Source organism: bacterium, from assembly GCA_035549195.1.
Taxonomy (GTDB): domain Bacteria; phylum Oederibacteriota; class Muellerivitia; order Muellerivitales; family Muellerivitaceae; genus DASZRK01.
The window spans coordinates 1-16,180 of sequence record DASZRK010000050.1; the positions used below are offsets into that span (position 1 = coordinate 1).

Sequence of the window (16,180 nt, forward strand, 5' to 3'; positions counted from 1 at the left end):
GGCTGTCGTGGACGGGGCGCCCGTCTTGGCCTTGAGCAGGTTCTCCGCATCCCCCAGTTTCTTGCGGGCCTCGAGGTTGTCGGGGTCCATTTGAAGGATCCGGCGGTAGATCTTGACGGCCTCTTCGTACATCTGCTGGCGCACGTAGATATCGGCCACCGCGATGGTCATGAACTCGTCCTTGTTGTCCTCCAGCGCGTCCCCTTTGGAGGGCGGGGGCGTACGGGAAGTGGCCGTATCCTGGGCGGCGGAGGCCTTTTTCCGGTCCGTTTCCTCTTTGGACTTCCGTTCGGCCTCGCTCCGTGCCTTTTGCTCGAACTCTTCCCGGACCTTGCGTTCGATCTCTTCCTTGGCCTTCCGCAGGACCTCTTCCTGGGATTGGCGGTCGGCGGCTTCCTTGGCCTTCCGGTCGCTCTCCTCGCGGATCTTGCGTTCGGTCTCTTCGCGGATCTTTTTCTCCGTTTCCTCCCGGATGCGCTTCTCGGCTTCCTCGCGCGCTTTCCGCTCGATCTCCTCGCGGGCCTTCTTCTCCGCTTCCTCCCGCGCCTTCTTTTCGATCTCGGCCCGGGCCTGCTTTTCCGCTTCCTCCCGCGCCTTTTTTTCCATCTCGGCCCTCAGCCGCTTCTCTTCCTCTTCCTTGGCCTTCTTCTCCGCCTCCAGGGCGTCGATGACCCCTTCCCCTGTTTTCACGTAGGCGGTGTAGGCCTGGTTCAACTTGGCCCGGATCTCCGGATGGTCCGGATGGGCTTCCGACAATTGCTGGTAGATCTCGATGGCCTCCTCGACCATTCCTTGCTTGATGTAGTTCTCGGCGATGGAAAGCTGGTCCGTCAGCTCGTCCTGCGGATCCAATTCCACCGCGGCGGCCTTCGGTTTTTCCACCGGTGGGGCCGCGGCCGGGACCGGGGCCGGTTTGGTGGGGACCGGGGCCAGGGGCGGTTTGACGATCTCCTGTTCCAGGTCGATCACCCCGGCCGGCGGCTGGGGGACGGCCGGGGACGGTTTCGCCGGGGCGGGCGCGGGGGCCGGCGCCTGGGCGACCACCGACCCGATCAGGCGTTTTTGGGCTTCCGAATTCGAGGGGTCGAGCTCCAAAACCTTGCGGACCACATCCCCCACCTGGTCCTTTTTATCCGCCTTCTCGAAATAAAGGACCAGCTTGAAGAGGGCGTCGGCGGCGGCCTTCTTGTCCCCTGTTTTCTCCAACGCTTCCGCCAATTGCCGGTAAGCGGCCGTATTGGTCTCGTCCAACGAAATGAGCGAGCGGGCCGTTTCGATGATCTTGGCCTGCTGGTCCTTGGCGATGTATCTTTCCAGGAGGGTCTTCAGGGTCGCGGCGGCTTCGGCCTTGTTCCCTTTCTTGAGGCAGACCTCGACCCAGGCCTCCTGGGCCATGGAATTGTCCTTTTCGATCTTCAGGGCCTTCTGGATGTTCTCCGCCGCCTTGTCCGTGGAATTCTGCTCCAAAAGGATCTTGCCCAGGTGGATCAGGGCGCCGACATGGTTGATCTTGAAGCGCAGGAGGCTCTCGAATTCCGTTTTGGCCTCGGACAGTTGCTGCCGGCGATAAAGCACGACCCCCAGCACATAGTGGGCCTCGATGCTTTTCAGCTCCACGGCTTTCGCCGCGTATTGGTTCGCGTTCTCCAGGTCCCCGGTGGACAGGGCCTGTTCGGCGGCGTTCAGGTATTCCTTCTTGGCGTCACCCTCGGACCCTTGTTTGACATAAAGGGAGGCCAGGTTGGCGTGGGCTTCGGTGGAGGACGGATCCAGGGCCACGACCTTGGCGAAAAGCTCCTGGGCCTTTTTATAGAGACGGTTCTTCAGGAAGGCATTCCCCAGCATCTGGTATTGCTTGACGGCCTCCTGGACCTGGCCCTTCTTTTCGAAAAGCTCGCCCAGCTTGTAGAAGGCGCCCAGGTTCTCGGAGTCGAGCTTAAGGACCTCGTTCAAGGCCTCGATGGCCGTCTCCATGTCCCCTTCTTCCATCGCCACTTCGGCCTTGAGCGTCTGCTTGATGAGGTTCTGTTTCTTTTGGGCTTCAGGGGTCAGGAGGGCCGGATCGAGGGCGGCGATCTTCTTGTTGACGATGGCGGCCTTGTCCGTCTGGCCGCGGGACGTGAAATCGGAGGAAACCTTGTTGTATTCCTCGAAGGCTTCGCGGGCGGCGCCCTTTTTCACGTAAACGTCACCCAACATGTTGTGGGTATTGATGTCCTCAGGGTCCAGGGCGATCAGTTTCTTATATTCTTCGACGGCCTTATCCCAGCGACCTTCCTGGAAATAGATATAGGCCATTTTGACTATATTTTTCTTGTCCCCACCGGCCGGAGCAGAGCTCATAAAACCTCAAAATGTCATGAAAAAATGTGGTTTCACTATAACATCGGCCCCAGGCTTTCTCAAGAAATTGGCCTTTTTTAACGTTTTAGGGGAGAGGCCAAGAAGAAAAGAAGGTGGGCCCCGGAAGGAAGAGAGCGTTAATGTTGGGCAGGATCTTTATCCAGGAATTCCTGAAGTGCCGTCCGGTCTTCCGAAGGCATCAATAACAACTTCAGGCCAGCTCCCGTTTCGCGGACCCAAACCACCTCGGCAAAAGCGAAGAGTTGTCGGCGGGGTTTCATGGGAAGGGAAATATCGAGCCGGAGGATGTCCCCTTTTTGCGCCTTTCCCGGCGTTTTCAGGTACATCCCTTCCAGGCTGAGGTCCCGGGCCAGGCCGGTGGACCCCCGGAGCTTTTTCAATTCCTTAGGGTCGGTGACCGGGTGGAACTGGACGGGGATCTTCACCGCCACGCGGGAATGGACGCGTTTTTCAAGAAAGGATCGATGGTCGGACATGGAACTCCCGATGCGCGCGCCCTTTTAGGGACGCTTCAAGGTGAATTCAACGCGGGCGCCCTGTTTCACCAAGTGGACCCGTTGGGTCACTTCGGTCCTTCCGTCCAGGACCACGATCTTGTAATCGCCCAGGAAACCCCGGACCTGATAGTCCCCCTGTCCATCGGTCTTGCCCGCTTCCCGGGTCCACCACCGATGGAGGACCAGGTCCTCGTAGACCTTACCCGCCGGCTTCTCGGTCCAATCCTCCTTGAACAAGGGAGCCTTGTGGTGCCAATGGGCCCCGTCCCAGAACCCCCACATCAGGAAGGCGTTCACCGAAGGGTGGCTGAAGACCGCCGTCAAAAAGTCGCCCAGGAACCTGGCGTCCAACTCTTCGTCCGCGATGTCCGTATCGTACTCGGTGATCTCCACCGGCAATCCGTGCGCTCCCAGTTTGTCCAAGGTGGACAAGAGGGCCGGGATGGACCAGGGCGAGGATCCCACATGTCCTTGAAGTCCCACGCCCCCCAGGGGGGCTCCCTCCTGGAGCAGGAAGGCGATCGTCTGATCGTAGGATTCCAGGTGCCCGATGGTATCCGGACCGGGATAGTCGTTCACGAAAAGGACCGCCTTGGGATCGGCCCTGCGGGCCGCCTGGTACCAAGTGACCATGGCCGAGCGTCCCAGGATGTCGGTCAATTCATGTTCCGGGACCGGTTCATTGACCACGTCCCACTCCACCAGTTGACCCTTCATGGCGCCGCCCACATCGGCGATGCGCTCCTCGATCTTCGCCTCCAAGGCCTTCTTGTCCGAAGAAAGGGCCTTGACCTCGGGGGGCAGGTAACGCCAGGTTCCCCAGACCATGTTATGGCCCCGCACGTCGAAGTCCCGCTTGGAGAGCCAGGCCATGGCCCCCTTCACGTAGTCCCGGCGCCAGTAGCCGCTGTTGGAGGCGCCGTCCTCCCAAGGCCCCCATTTGAGGTCGTTCTCGAAGACCACCCGGTTGAAGAGCCGTTCGACCTCTTTCTGATAACGATCGTTCTCGGGGGTCGCCAGGGCCAGCTTTTGGGCCACCACCGCGGTGCCGAAACCGAAATCATTCCGTTCCATCTCGACCCGCACCTGGGCGCCGGGGACCGGCCGGCCCTTCGCGTCCTTCACGACGACCCTCAGGTCGCCCTTGCGGATCCGCTCGATCCTTTCTTGGGCGGCCTTGCGCCAAGGGGCATCCGCCTCCATCCCGCCATAGACCAACTGGGTCTGCGGCAAGGCCGAAAGGGCGACCTTCTTCCCATAGTTGAGGAGCTTGAATCCCGCCAACTCGAAGGATTGGGGGCGATAACCCATCCGGAAACAGATGTGGGACTTCCCTTTTTCCAGGTCCTCGACCACGGTGAAGGGGATGTTGAAAAGGCGCCATTGGGGCCCGACCGAGAGGTTGAAACTGACCGACTTGGTCCAGGGATCGCCCAAGCGTTCGAACACGAATTCGCTCTGGGCCTCGCCGCTTTCCACGTGGCTCGCGTCGGATTTCATCCAGAACTGGGCCAGGACCACATCGCCCTGGTGGACCGGGAAATCCACCGGAGCGTCGACCTGGACCCCCCAGGGATCCTGCGTGGCCTCCAGGGTGGTCAGCTGGAGGGCTTCGTGGAAGGCCTGCCCGGTGACCGCGACCCTTTCCAGTTTCCCTTTTTCCCCGTTGAGTTGGATGGCCTCCAGGGCGGGCTTGGCGAAGAGCGATTCCCCACCCGACGGGACCTCTTGGGACCGGAGCGGAACGGCCAGGACGAGGAAAAGGAACGGGACCAGGAACGGCAGGAGCTTGCTTTTCATGGGATGCCCTCGATCAGGAATGGAGACTCCCTTTTATAGGGATTTTCCCCTGACAAGTCGACGTATTTTTGATGGCCACCGGCGGCCCTGTCGGTCATCCCCTCCCGGGCCAAGACCCGGACCTTTTGGAAGCGTTTTCTTTTACGTTCCCTTGAAAAGATCCTCGATCCGTTTGACCAGCACCACGCAGTGCTCCAGGTCCATCGGCTTCGGGATGAAATATTCGGCCTTCAAGCGGAACACTTCCCGGATATCCCTGGCCTCCATGGAAGAGGTCAGGACCATGACGGGGATGTGGCTCCACCGGCCGTCCCCCTTGATGCGCACCAGCAATTCCCGCCCGTCCAGCTTGGGGAGGTTCAGGTCCAAGAGGATCATGTCGGGTTCCGGTTGCCCCGAGAAGATCCCTTCCCGGCCCAAGAAAGAGAGCGCGTCCAACCCGTTCCGTACGACCTTCAAATGGATGGGACGGGCCATCATCTTCAGGATCTCCTTGAGCAAGGCCACATCCCCCAGGTTGTCCTCCACCAAGAGGACCTCGGGGGTCTTCACCCACCATCTTTCCAATACCGTCATGACGCGCTCCTTTCCATGTCCTTCGGCAAGGTGAAGTAAAAGACCGAACCCTTTCCCGGGGAGGACCCCACCCATATCCGCCCCCCATGCTGTTCGATGACCTTCCGGCACAGGGCCAGTCCGATCCCCGTCCCCGGGTATTCATCCCGGCTATGCAGGCGTTGGAAGACCTCGAAGATCTTCTCCGAATACCGGGGATCGATCCCGATCCCGTTGTCCCGGACCGCGATCACCCATTTCCCGCCCTCCTCCCAGGAATAGACCCGCACCCGTGGTTTTTCCGTTCCCCGGAACTTGACGGCGTTGCCGATCAGGTTCTGGAAGATCAACACCATCAGGCTCCGGTCGGCCATGACGAACGGCAGGGGATCGACCCTCACCTCCGCCCCCGTTTCCTCCAGGGACAATTTCAGGTTCAGCAAGGCCTCGCCCAGCGCCTCGCCCAGGTCCGTCCCCTTGGGGGTCAGTTGGGTCCCTCCGATGCGCGTATAAGCCAGCAGATCCTCGATCAGTTGCTGGATCCGATGGGCCCCGTCCACCGCGAAATGGATGTACTCCCGCGAGGTCTCGTCCAGTTTCTCCGGGAACCGCTTCTCCAGCAGTTGGACGAACCCGACGATCATCCGGAGCGGTTCCCGGAGGTCATGGGAAGCCACCAGGACGAACTGCTGCAATTCGCCGTTCACCCGGGCCAATTCCTTCGCCCGCCGTTCGGCCGTCCTCACGCCCTCGGCCACCCGTTCCTCCAACGACGCGTTCAATTCGTTCAACTTCCCGTTCGATTCCCGCAGTTCCTCCGCCCTGGCGCGGAGCATCTGGACCGTCTCCCGGTAACCCCGTTGGATCATCTCGAAGGGCGAGAGCGCTTCCCGGTGGAAGGCGGCCGCCGGTTGGGCCCCAGCCCCGCCGCCCCGCCCGGGGGCCAAACGGGCGGCCGCGTCGTGGTGGAAAGTGACGAGGTCCAAAAGCCCGGTCCCCTCGGAGAGGGCCCGCCGGCCGAGCTCATAGGCTTCCCGCAGCCCCCCTTCTTCCCGGGTCTCCAGGAACCGGGACAGCGCCTGGAAATACTTTTCCTGCCAAGAGAGCGCCATCACGGGGGGCTCCCGCCCTTGAGGCGGGCCACAAGGACCAGGGCGTCATCGGTCCCTTTGCGGTTCAGGGCCAGGACCCTTTCGGCGATGGTCCGGGGCTTTTCATTGAAGTTCTGGAGCACCGCCAACGAGAAATTGCTCCGCAGCCCGTCGGTGGCCAGGACCAGCGTGTCCCCCGGGAAGACCGGGATGACCGTGGCCCTCAACTCGGGCAAATTGAACCCGACCCCCCCGGAACGCAACAACAGGTATTCGGCGGGGGGGCTGGCGTTCGGGTCCGCCCGGAAGAGCACCCCTTCCACGTTCCCCACGCCGGCCCAGGTCACGGTGGAATCCGATTCCCGGAAGGAGGCCAGGCTCATCACCACCCCGCGGGTCTTCTGGGCGGATTCGTGGCAGCGGCGGAAGATGGTGATGACCGAATCCTGGGAGAAATCCGACAGGGCTGCGGCGACCGTCCGTCCCGCGAGGGCCGCTTCCGATCCATGGCCCAGGCCGTCCACGACCGCCGCCAGGACCCCTCCGGGGAATCCCTTCACGACGAAGGTATCGCCCGATTCCTTCTCCCCGGGCATGGCCTGGACCGCCACCCCCCATTCCACCGACCCGCAGACGCCCTCGGTCATAGGGGAAGCCATTTGCGCATGGTCACCACCGTTCCCTTTCCCACGTTCGACTGCACCTCGAACTCGTCCATCAAACGTTTCGAGCCGGGAAGCCCCAGGCCCAACCCTTTCCCGGTGGAATACTCGTCCTGCATGGCCCGGGACACGTCGGGGATGCCGGGCCCCTCATCGGTGGCGATGATCTGGATCCCGACCCGGGACCCGTGTTGGCAGGGGGAAAGGACCATGTTCCCCTTCTTGGCGTGTTCCACGATGTTCCGGGCGATCTCCGAGATCGCCGTGGCGATGACGGTCCGCTCGACCTGGGAAAAGCCGATCCGTTCCGCCAGGGCCCGTCCCTGTTCCCGGGCGCTGACGATGTCCACGTCCGAGGCGATGGGAACGGCAATATCCCGGACCATGGTCACTTGCCGCCCCCGGAAAGCGACTCCAGGTAGGCCAGGCCCTCCTCCAGGTCCAGGGCGGTGGCCACGTCCTCCAGGGTCAGGCCCAACTGGACCATGGCGAAGGCCACCTCAGGCTGGATCCCCACGATCACCGTCTCCGCCCCGCGGAGCCGCAGCATGTGGGCGATGGAGCGCAGGGTCCGCACCGCGAAGGAATCCATCACGTCCAGCGCCGTGACGTCCACGATGGCCCCCCGGGACCGGAACTGCCCCACCTTGCTGGACAGGTCGTCCTGCAGTTGGAGCAGGTCCGCGTCGGTCAGGGCCGCCTGGATGGCGGCGATCAGGTAACCCCCTTGCTTATGGATCGGGACGCGCATGAGGCCTCAGGCCGGCTTCTGGTCGGTGGGCGTGCTCTCGGTGATGATGACCTTGTAGCCCAGCAGGCGTTCGGCCTCCTCGATGCCGCCCTGCAGGTCCCCGACCGCGTTGATCTTGCCCAGGTCCACCCCGATGGTGACCAGGGTCTGCGCGATCTCGGAGGAAAGGCCCGTCACGATCACGCTGGCCCCCATCAGGCGGGAAGCGTCCACCGTCTGCACCAGGTGGTTGGCCACCGTGGCGTCCACCGCCGGCACACCCGTGATGTCGATGACCACCACCTTGGCGCGGTTGGACCGGATCCCCCGCAGCAACTGCTCGGTGACCTGGCGGGCCCTTTGGGAATCGATGACGCCGATGATCGGAAGGATGAGGAGCCTCTCGCGCACCTGGAGGACCGGGGTGGACAGCTCCCGGATGGCCTCCTGCTGCTGCCGGATGATGCGCTCCCGTTCCTGGACGAACCCCACGCCCACCGTATTGGCGATGCGGTTGGCGGCGGGTTCGTAGGCGTCCAGGACCCGGTTCAGCAATCCCAGGTCGGCCTGGTATTTCCCGAAAAGGGACCGGGCCAGCACGTCGCGCAACAGAAGCACGATCCCCAGGACCTCCTGGGTCTCCACGCCCCGGGGAATGATGCGTTCCGAGAGGTTGCGGGCATAGGCCTGGAGGGCCTCGACCGAACCGGACTCCAGCACCTCCACGTAGTTGTCATAGACCGAGGTGGCCTCCGCGAAGATCTCCTCCTTGGTCATGGCCATCAGGAGCTTCGCTTCGATGATGCGGCGGACCCACTCCTCGCGGAGTTGGGTGCGGTTCTGCCGAAGGTGCGCCACCAGTTCCCTCAGCAGGACCGCGGTCGCTTCGGGCAGGGCCCCGGGCATGACCGCACCCGTCCCCTGCGCGACGCTCTTGGCTTTGTCCTTTTCCATAGGTCCTCCTTGCCCCTGGGGGCCGAACAAGATCCAACGGCGGCCCGCACGGATGGGCCTAGTTCGAGTCTAAGGACCTGAAAAAAATGAATGCAAGCAGGGTCCGGCATTTCGCCGGGGCGAAATGCCTTACTTCGCGGTGGAATTCTTCAGGGGAGGAAAGGCGACAAAAAGGTAAACGGTTCCTAAAAAAGGCGGGAGGGGGCTTGCGCGGGGAAGGAAAAGGGTGTTGGGCCGGGACCGGCGGACCCCCGGATCAGGCCAGGGGTCTTTCCCGGAAGGACTTGAGCCAATATTCCCGCAGGACCTTCAGGAGCGGTCCGTAATGGTCCAGTTCCAGGGGTTTCACCAGGAAATGGTCGGCCCGCAATCGCCCGGACCATTCCTTGTCCAGGTCGCTCTCCGAACTGGTGAAGATGATGATCGGCAGGCGGGCCCATTCCGGTTCCCGGCGTATCTCCGTCAGGACCGTCAATCCATCCTTCCTGGGCAGTTGAAGGTCCAGCAGGATGACGTTCGGCAGGGGGCTTTGGGAATAAGGGGCTTGTTGACGGAGGAAGGACATGGCCTCCTCCCCGTTCTCCACACTGCTCAAATGCACCGGGAACCCGGCGCCCTTCAGGACCTGTTTCAGAAGCGCCGTATCGGCCTTGTTATCCTCGATCTGGAGCACTTCCAGGATACGACCCGCCACCTTCGTTCTATGGATCATGAGGCCCCCCTAGGGATCGGAGACTTGTCCGTCGAACCATCGGACCTATTTTAAACCTTCCCGCCTTTTGCGGAACGTAGTTTTTTGGGCAACGGGCGATCGCCGGGTAATCGTCAACCATCCCCGGAAAAAGCCGATGATGTCGGCTTTCCAAAATCGTTTTCCATCCCGCCCCCGGTGGACTTTTCGGAAGCTCCGTCCTTAGGTTAAAGGTCCAAGAAGGTCCACTCAAGTTCAAGGAGGGATCCAAGGAACACACTTAGGCGATCAAGGAGGATGCCATGAAATTGCATCTAGGGGACAAGGTCCCCGACTTCAAGCAAGAATCCACCCAAGGCCCCATCCGATTCTATGATTGGGCGGGGGACTCCTGGGTGGTCTTTTTCTCCCATCCCGCGGACTTCACCCCCGTCTGTACCACCGAACTGGGGATGGCCGCCCGGATGGAGGATGAATTCACAAAGCGGAAGACCAAGCTCCTGGCCCTTTCGGTCGATCCCCTGGTCCGGCACCGGGAATGGATCCAGGACATCGAGCAGACCCAGGGGGCCCAGGTCCGGTTCCCCATCCTGGCGGACAAGGAACGCAAGGTCGCCGAACTTTATGACATGATCCATCCCGAGGTCCTGGCCAGCGCCACGGTCCGGACCGTCTTCTTCATCGATCCCGAAAAAAGGCTCCGGGCCCACCTGACCTATCCGGCCTCCACCGGCCGGGACTTCGACGAGCTCCTTCGGGTCCTCGATTCCCTCCAATTGACGGATCAGCATCTGGTGGCCACGCCCGTCAACTGGAAGCGGGGTGAGGACGTGGTCATCCTCCCGACCCTGACGGACGAAGAGGAGATCCGCCGAAGGTTCCCCATGGGGTATCGGAAGGTCCGGCCTTACCTGCGCCTCACTCCCCAGCCCGACATGGCCCTTTCCAGGGACGGCCCGCCGGATTAAGGGGTTTCCGGAGATCCCTCTTCCCCGGATAAGGGGGAGGGGGGACCGGGGAGGCCCTCCCTCCCGTCGTTCGGCTCCACCTCTCCCGCATCCATTCCTATATCCCCATGCCCTTCCATGGCCGTCCCCGTTTCCGGCGGGCTTTCAAGGCTCCCCGTCGGGGCCGCGTCGGCCCCGGGCGCCGCTGGCGCGGGGGGTAACGGCATATCCCCCGTGGACATGAGGTATTCCAGGACCTTCGCCAATTTTTGGGGGTCCACCGACCGGCTGATGGAGGTCCTGGGCCGGAGGATCGGCTGGACCGAGAGGTCCAAGGGGGATGGGGGGATCACGGTTTCCACGGCCGGTTCCAGGACCGGTCCGGGATCGGTCCCCGCCGAAGTTTCGGTGCTCTCCCCGGGATCCTCCGGGACCTGTGGGGTCAAGGGTTCCTGGGCCGGTTCCCCCTGCGGGAACGGCTCCATCCCCGTCGCCGACCCCTCGAAGGACGGGGCAGGACTCTCCCCCACGACCGGCAACCCGGTCCAAGGTGTCTCCGTCAACGCATCCAGATCGACGGACAGGGTGGACGGAGCGGGCTCCATCCCAGGGATCGCCTCCGGGATCGGGGACAGTTCTTCGGGTTGGACCGGTTCTTCCTGCCCGGCAGGGACTTCTTCCGGGAGCGGAGCCGAAAGGAGAAGATCCGGACGGTCCTCTTCCGGGACCGGCGTCGGTTCTGTCACCGGAGCCGGTCCCTCTCCGGAAAGGACCTCCGGCCCGGCCGGTCCATCCTCCTCCAGGGGCAAAGGCTCGAGAAGGTCCTTCAGATAAGCCAGGAACCTTTGATGCTGCTCCTCGACCGACCGGTTCAAGGCGTCCAGCAGACCCTGTTCGGAGCCGAGCTCCAGCGCCGAAAGGACATCCCGGACCGCCTCCGGACGCGGCTTCAAACCCTGGGCCACACGGGTCCGGCTGAAGTGGGGCGTCAACCTTTCGGCGACCTGGAGCACTTCCAGGCAAAGCTCCATCCTTTCGGCCCCGTCCTGGTCCGGGAACCATTTTTCCTGCCGAAGGATCTCCATCACGAAATCCTCCAGGATGTCCTGGCGGTCCTCCGGGTCCAGTTCCCGGTCCGCCGAACCCTCCAACATGGTCTGGGCGAGGTTGCAAACGCTCAGGCCCAGCACCTCTTTCCAGAAAGAACGGGGCGTGGCTTTGGAGGTGCTCTGCCGGCGCAGGGTCTCCCAGGTCCCATGGGTCCCCGTGACCCGGATGAGGTTCCGCGCGATCTTGAGGCTGGCGCCCGAAAAAAGAAGGTACATGGTTTCCTGGGTGGTATCCGGAACGTTCGAAAAAGGGCCGCGCTGGGGCATCCCCGCCGCCCAAATCACTATAAACCCTTAGGAAGTGCCGCCCAACGCCTTCCAAAAGGAGTGGCTTATAATGACCCGGCCGTCGATCCCGGGATAAGGGGCCGTGACAAGGTTTCACGGTAACAAAAGCCGCATAGGCCCACTATATAGGGAGCAAGGAGAAGGCCTTTGGACTTCCAAAAAGACCCCTGGCCTTCCTGGACCGAGATGATGCGGCTCACCCAGAAGGGCGACCAGGCGGCCTACGAACGCCTCCTGACCGAAATGGGCCCCTTGGTCCTGAACTTCGTCCGGAAGAGGGTCTTCGACCAGCAACACGTGGAGGATGTGGTCCAAGAGGTGCTCTTGACCTTCCATAAGGCCAAGCACACCTACCGGCCCGAGCTTCCCTTCCCGCCCTGGTTCTTCACGGTGGTGCGCAACGCCATCTGGTCGGCGCTCCAGAAGAACCGGCGGATCAAGGTGCGGGAGATCCCCATGGAGGAACTGCCCGAGGTGGCGGCCCAGGACTTCGCCGAAGGGGGCCTGGACGACCGGCTCCAGGAGGCCCTGCAGGCGCTCCCGGAGGACAACCGGCAGGCCGTCGAATTGCTGAAGTTCCAGGGCCTGAGCGTGGAAGAGGCCGCCAGGCGCCTGGGGATCACGAAGATCGCGCTGAGGGTCCGGGCGCACCGGGGTTACGGGCTTTTAAGGAAACGTTTGATCGCCGAGGACAAAAAGAAAAAATGACGCGTCCATCCTCCCACAACCAGGCTTCCCTCTCCCAGGCCCAAAGGCTCCTGGTGGAAAAACTCGTGGCCGGGAACCGCCCCCGGCGCCCGGTCCCTTCCCTGTGGGTCCAGTGGCTGGTCTGGCTGGTCTTCGCGGCGGGGGTCTCGGCCTTCGTCCTGAGCCTGATCGGACCCCAATTCGAGATCGTGGACCGGCTCCAGGAGCCCGCCTCCGGCGGTTTCCTCGCCCTGGCCTTCCTGCTTTCGGGGGTCTGCGCCTGGATGGGCATCGCTTCCAGCCTTCCCGGCCGGGAACCGGGGCCGATCGCCAAGACCGTCACGCTCCTGCTGGTCCTGGTCCTCTTCGCCCTTCCCTTCCTGTTCTTCGGGCAGGACAGCCTGGCCGAGGTCTGGACCACCAACTGGTCCGACGGGTGGTTCTGCGCCCGCACGGTGGTGTTGGTCGCCATCCCTTCCTGGGTCCTGCTGGGGTTCCTGGCCTCGGGGAACGCTTCCTTTCATCCGGGTTGGACGGGGACCTGGCTGGGGGCCTCTTCTTTCCTATTAGGAACGGGGACCATCCAGATGCATTGCGCCCGCTGGCAGACCTGCCACATCCTGGTGGATCATCTCCTGCCCATGCTGGCCCTGATCTTCGTGCCTATCTGGCTGGGGAGCTATTGGTTCTCGAGGTGGCGGAAATAGGCTTTTTGTCCTCAGGCCTAAGTTGTCATTGCGGGGAACGGCCCGATACTCACTTCACCCCTCCGAAGACCTCTTCCCTGGTCCAAACCCCATCTTGGATGACCGTTCTTTCCAAATTCGAGGCATCCACAACCTTCGGGGTCAAAAGGACCGTCCGGACCGTCCCTTTTCCATGGGGGACTTCCACGAATTGGCAATCGAAGGTCTTGGCCTTCCGGGCGGCCTTGACCGCCAGGTAGGCCGCTTCCTCGGCCAATTTGACGGGGGATTCGTAAACGCTCACCCAGGGCCGGCCGGAGGCGATGGCGCGGCAGGTCCCCAGATCCTGGCCCACCGTCCCCAGGACGATCCGGTCCTTTTGCCCCGCTTGGGCGATCTTCCCGGCCCAATCCTGCGCATCCGCGCCCCCGAAGGTCAGGACCGCCGCCGCCTTGGAAAGGTCCCGGGACCGGGTGCTGAGACGGATATCCCCCCGGGCGACCGCCGCCTTCAGGGCCCCCCGTTGGCCTTCCCGGAACTCCTGACGGAACCAGTCCTTTCCCGCCGTTCCGGCCAAAAGATAAAGACCTTGGGGAGCACGGGCGAGGACCCCTTTCGCTTGGGCCTCGCCCTCTTTTCGGGGATCATAGGCGATCAGGAAATCCTGGGGACCGCCGGGAAGGGGCCGGTGAAGGGACAGGACCGGGATCCCTTTTTCCATCGCGCGGACTTCCTCCCGGACCTCGCCGGCGAAGACCACCGCCTGGGCTTGCTGGGACCCCTCCGCCAAGGAAGCGTTCTGGGAACCCAGCGCGGACTTGATACGATCCAGGAGGATCGAAGGGTGTTCCCCGCCGACCACCCGGACCAAGACCCGGGGCCCCTCGTGGCCCCAAGCCAGGAGGAAGAAGAAAGGCGTTAAAAAGAGGAAACGGAAATGACGCCGCATGATCACCTCGGTCGAATGGCCTGCGCTCTCCAAGTATATCGGCTTTCCGGAACGTAAAAAGGCCCCCTCAGGTTGCCCCCGACCCCTTTCGGCGATAAAGTTTGTGGGCGGAAGGCCATCCCACATCCAAGGAAATGACGCTTGAGACCTTTCTCGATCCTCCCGATCGCCCTCCTGGCCGTCCTGCTGACCTCCCTACCGTCCAGGCCCTACGCCCAGGAGAACACCCCCGGGCTCATCCGCGCCATCGGGACCGATTCCTCCTCCATCGAGAACGCTTTTTATCTCTGGACCACCTTCGATAATGACTTTTCTCCCTACCACTGGGTCTATCTTTATGGGGAAGGACTGTTCGCCTTGGACAAGGAACTGGGCTTGGAGGTGGATTTCCCCGACCTCCTGACCTACACGCCCCTGGGGAAATATCCCCTGGCCCTGGGGCCGACCGGCCTTTACCTACGCTATGAACCCTTCCACTCAGGGAGCTGGGACAGCGAGACCGCCGGCTCCTTGGCCTTCCAGGCCGGGGGGGCCTATGCCCGTCCCCTGGGCCCTTACCGTTACCTGGGGAGCAGTTTCACCCTGAAGCTGTTGGGGGGCTATCGTTGGGGGAAATTCTTCGTGCAGGGCAATTACGCCTATCAGGGCGGGATCGACCCCCAATCCCTGTCCGTGTGGCAGGCCGATAACGCCTGCGGCCTTTCCCTGGGCGGCCCCTTTACCATCCAGATGGAAGCCGACCTTTACGCGGTCACCGCGCCTTTCCAGGACTCGTCCTGGACCTTCACGCCCCAGGTGGCCTTCCAGGAGGGCGAGTGGCTCGTCGAGTTCGGGGAATCCTTCAACGACCATCCGGCGGGAGAGACCCAGGTCCTGGTGGCCCGGGCCTTCTGACCTTCCCCCTCAATAGAAAAAGAAAGCGTCGGCCAGGGCCATGTCCTCCACGGCCCCGTAGTTCGCGTATTGGGTGCCGGAGGGATCGGGGGCCAAGCGGGTCAGGTCCAACTGGAACTTCATGTCATGCACGGGGTAACAGCGGAAACTGACCACATGCCGGTACCCCGCCTGGGCGAAGGTGGAGGCCTTGCCATCCAGCCATTCGGTCGCGAACCGAAGATAACAGTCGAATCCCAGGTCCCCCTCCAGGCTCACATGGTAGGCCTTGAAGTCGTCCTGGCTCCCCACGCCCGTCCCCGTATAGCCCTGGTCATATTCGGCCAGGAGCGCCAAGGGTCCCAGGCTCCCCCAACCGAAGGCGCCGTAACGCATCAGCTTCTGGGCCATGTCCAGGTCCTGACCCCAGAACGAGGCGCCCAAAGCGTAACCCCGGCCGCATAGGCCCGCCTTGCCCGAGAAGCCGTGCTCGGACTGCGCCAGGTTGTTGCCGTTGAAGACCGAGAGATTGGCGAAGCCCGGGCCGGGATAGATGCCCGCCTCGATCCCCTCGGAAGGAAGGTTGTCGAAGGTCAGGCCGATGCCCGATCGCACCAGGCTGTTGTCGTCGGCCAGTTCCAGCCCGTAAGGCGTGGTGAATTTCCCGAACTTCACGTAGCCGCCTTCGGGAAGGTTGGACAGGAGCCCGTAGAGCTCGCGGGTCTGGTTGTCGTCGAAACGATAGGCCACCACCCCGGTCAGGTCCCGGTCGGCGCGAACCCCGATCTCCAGGGCTTGGCGTCCGCTCTGGAATCCGTGCAGGTTGGTGACCGGCGAAGGATAGAAGGTCGCCTGATAACCCTCATGGATGTCGAGCCCCACGATGAGGGGGGCCGGCACCGCCTTTTGGGCGCCATGGACGGCGTCCTCCATCCCCTCCCAATCGAAAGTGGCCAGGGAACTCCCGTAGTTCTTCCCGAAATCGTTCCGCAGCCAGCCGCCGGTCTGGTTCACGTGGCAGGCGTTGCAGTTGACCCCTTTCCAAGCGGCCAAATAAGGTTCAGCCCCGACCTTCCCCCCAACGAACAACATCGCTCCCAAGACCATGGCTTTCGATCTCATGCGGGTCTCCTGAAAGGGTTTTGGGCCGCCACGGGACGTCCCTGATCTTGGGTAGCGGGAGGCAGGGGCCGATGTTACCGAACGGCCGCCTTTTACGTGAAAAGGCCGTGGAAAAAGCACAAAGAAACCGGCAAAAGGGCGAAAGTGGCTTGGCAGGAGGATCGGCAGGCCGGAA

The 16,180-nt window shown here is 62.7% G+C and carries 17 protein-coding genes; 4 read left to right on the forward strand and 13 right to left on the reverse strand.

The features are described 5' to 3' along the window. From VHE12_09510 to VHE12_09555, 10 genes are all read right to left on the reverse strand, one after another. The coding region (locus VHE12_09510) for a tetratricopeptide repeat protein (protein HVZ81013.1) at positions 1-2,298 on the reverse strand (2,298 nt) is incomplete at its 3' end. Between the two features lie 182 nt (positions 2,299-2,480). After that, positions 2,481-2,840, reverse strand: coding sequence for a PilZ domain-containing protein (locus VHE12_09515; GenBank protein HVZ81014.1), 360 nt, complete (start codon positions 2,838-2,840; stop codon positions 2,481-2,483). Positions 2,841-2,864: 24 nt separating this feature from the next. Continuing rightward, positions 2,865-4,661: an endo-1,4-beta-xylanase gene (locus tag VHE12_09520; GenBank protein HVZ81015.1), complete on the reverse strand. Its 1,797-nt coding sequence runs from the start codon at positions 4,659-4,661 to the stop codon at positions 2,865-2,867. A 141-nt stretch (positions 4,662-4,802) separates the two neighbouring features. Continuing rightward, a complete protein-coding gene (locus VHE12_09525; protein ID HVZ81016.1) occupies positions 4,803-5,237 on the reverse strand; it encodes a response regulator in 435 nt (144 codons plus the stop codon). Further along, complete coding sequence (locus tag VHE12_09530; protein HVZ81017.1) at positions 5,234-6,328, reverse strand: ATP-binding protein; 1,095 nt, start codon at positions 6,326-6,328, stop codon at positions 5,234-5,236. The genes VHE12_09525 and VHE12_09530 overlap by 4 nt, the downstream gene beginning before the upstream one ends. Continuing rightward, positions 6,328-6,966, reverse strand: a complete 639-nt coding sequence (locus VHE12_09535; protein HVZ81018.1) for a SpoIIE family protein phosphatase — start codon at positions 6,964-6,966, stop codon at positions 6,328-6,330. The genes VHE12_09530 and VHE12_09535 overlap by 1 nt, the downstream gene beginning before the upstream one ends. Then, complete coding sequence (locus VHE12_09540; GenBank protein HVZ81019.1) at positions 6,951-7,355, reverse strand: anti-sigma regulatory factor; 405 nt, start codon at positions 7,353-7,355, stop codon at positions 6,951-6,953. The genes VHE12_09535 and VHE12_09540 overlap by 16 nt, the downstream gene beginning before the upstream one ends. A 2-nt stretch (positions 7,356-7,357) precedes the next feature. Continuing rightward, on the reverse strand, positions 7,358-7,720 hold the full coding sequence (locus VHE12_09545; GenBank protein HVZ81020.1) for an STAS domain-containing protein: 363 nt from the start codon (positions 7,718-7,720) through the stop codon (positions 7,358-7,360). Positions 7,721-7,726: 6 nt separating this feature from the next. After that, complete coding sequence (locus VHE12_09550) at positions 7,727-8,605, reverse strand: STAS domain-containing protein (protein ID HVZ81021.1); 879 nt, start codon at positions 8,603-8,605, stop codon at positions 7,727-7,729. A gap of 304 nt (positions 8,606-8,909) precedes the next feature. Then, entirely contained in the window at positions 8,910-9,365 is a 456-nt protein-coding gene (locus VHE12_09555; GenBank protein ID HVZ81022.1) for a response regulator, read from the reverse strand. Between the two features lie 281 nt (positions 9,366-9,646). Between VHE12_09555 and VHE12_09560 the strand changes: the two genes are divergently transcribed. Next, a complete protein-coding gene (locus VHE12_09560; GenBank protein HVZ81023.1) occupies positions 9,647-10,312 on the forward strand; it encodes a peroxiredoxin in 666 nt (221 codons plus the stop codon). On the opposite strand, the gene VHE12_09565 is transcribed toward VHE12_09560, so the two are convergent. Next, entirely contained in the window at positions 10,309-11,667 is a 1,359-nt protein-coding gene (locus VHE12_09565; protein HVZ81024.1) for a hypothetical protein, read from the reverse strand. The two genes, VHE12_09560 and VHE12_09565, sit on opposite strands and share 4 nt — an antisense overlap. 168 nt (positions 11,668-11,835) lie before the next feature. Here VHE12_09565 and VHE12_09570 point away from each other — a divergent pair, with 168 nt between their 5' ends. Further along, on the forward strand, positions 11,836-12,396 hold the full coding sequence (locus VHE12_09570) for a sigma-70 family RNA polymerase sigma factor (protein ID HVZ81025.1): 561 nt from the start codon (positions 11,836-11,838) through the stop codon (positions 12,394-12,396). Continuing rightward, positions 12,393-13,082: an NrsF family protein gene (locus VHE12_09575; protein HVZ81026.1), complete on the forward strand. Its 690-nt coding sequence runs from the start codon at positions 12,393-12,395 to the stop codon at positions 13,080-13,082. Before VHE12_09570 ends, VHE12_09575 begins: the two co-directional genes overlap by 4 nt. A 49-nt stretch (positions 13,083-13,131) precedes the next feature. Here VHE12_09575 and VHE12_09580 read toward each other — a convergent pair whose 3' ends face one another. Further along, complete coding sequence (locus tag VHE12_09580) at positions 13,132-14,010, reverse strand: substrate-binding domain-containing protein (GenBank protein ID HVZ81027.1); 879 nt, start codon at positions 14,008-14,010, stop codon at positions 13,132-13,134. A 141-nt stretch (positions 14,011-14,151) separates the two neighbouring features. Between VHE12_09580 and VHE12_09585 the strand changes: the two genes are divergently transcribed. Next, positions 14,152-14,904, forward strand: coding sequence for a hypothetical protein (locus VHE12_09585; GenBank protein ID HVZ81028.1), 753 nt, complete (start codon positions 14,152-14,154; stop codon positions 14,902-14,904). Between the two features lie 9 nt (positions 14,905-14,913). On the opposite strand, the gene VHE12_09590 is transcribed toward VHE12_09585, so the two are convergent. Next, positions 14,914-16,005, reverse strand: coding sequence for a hypothetical protein (locus tag VHE12_09590; GenBank protein HVZ81029.1), 1,092 nt, complete (start codon positions 16,003-16,005; stop codon positions 14,914-14,916). Between the last annotated feature and the right edge of the window lie 175 nt (positions 16,006-16,180).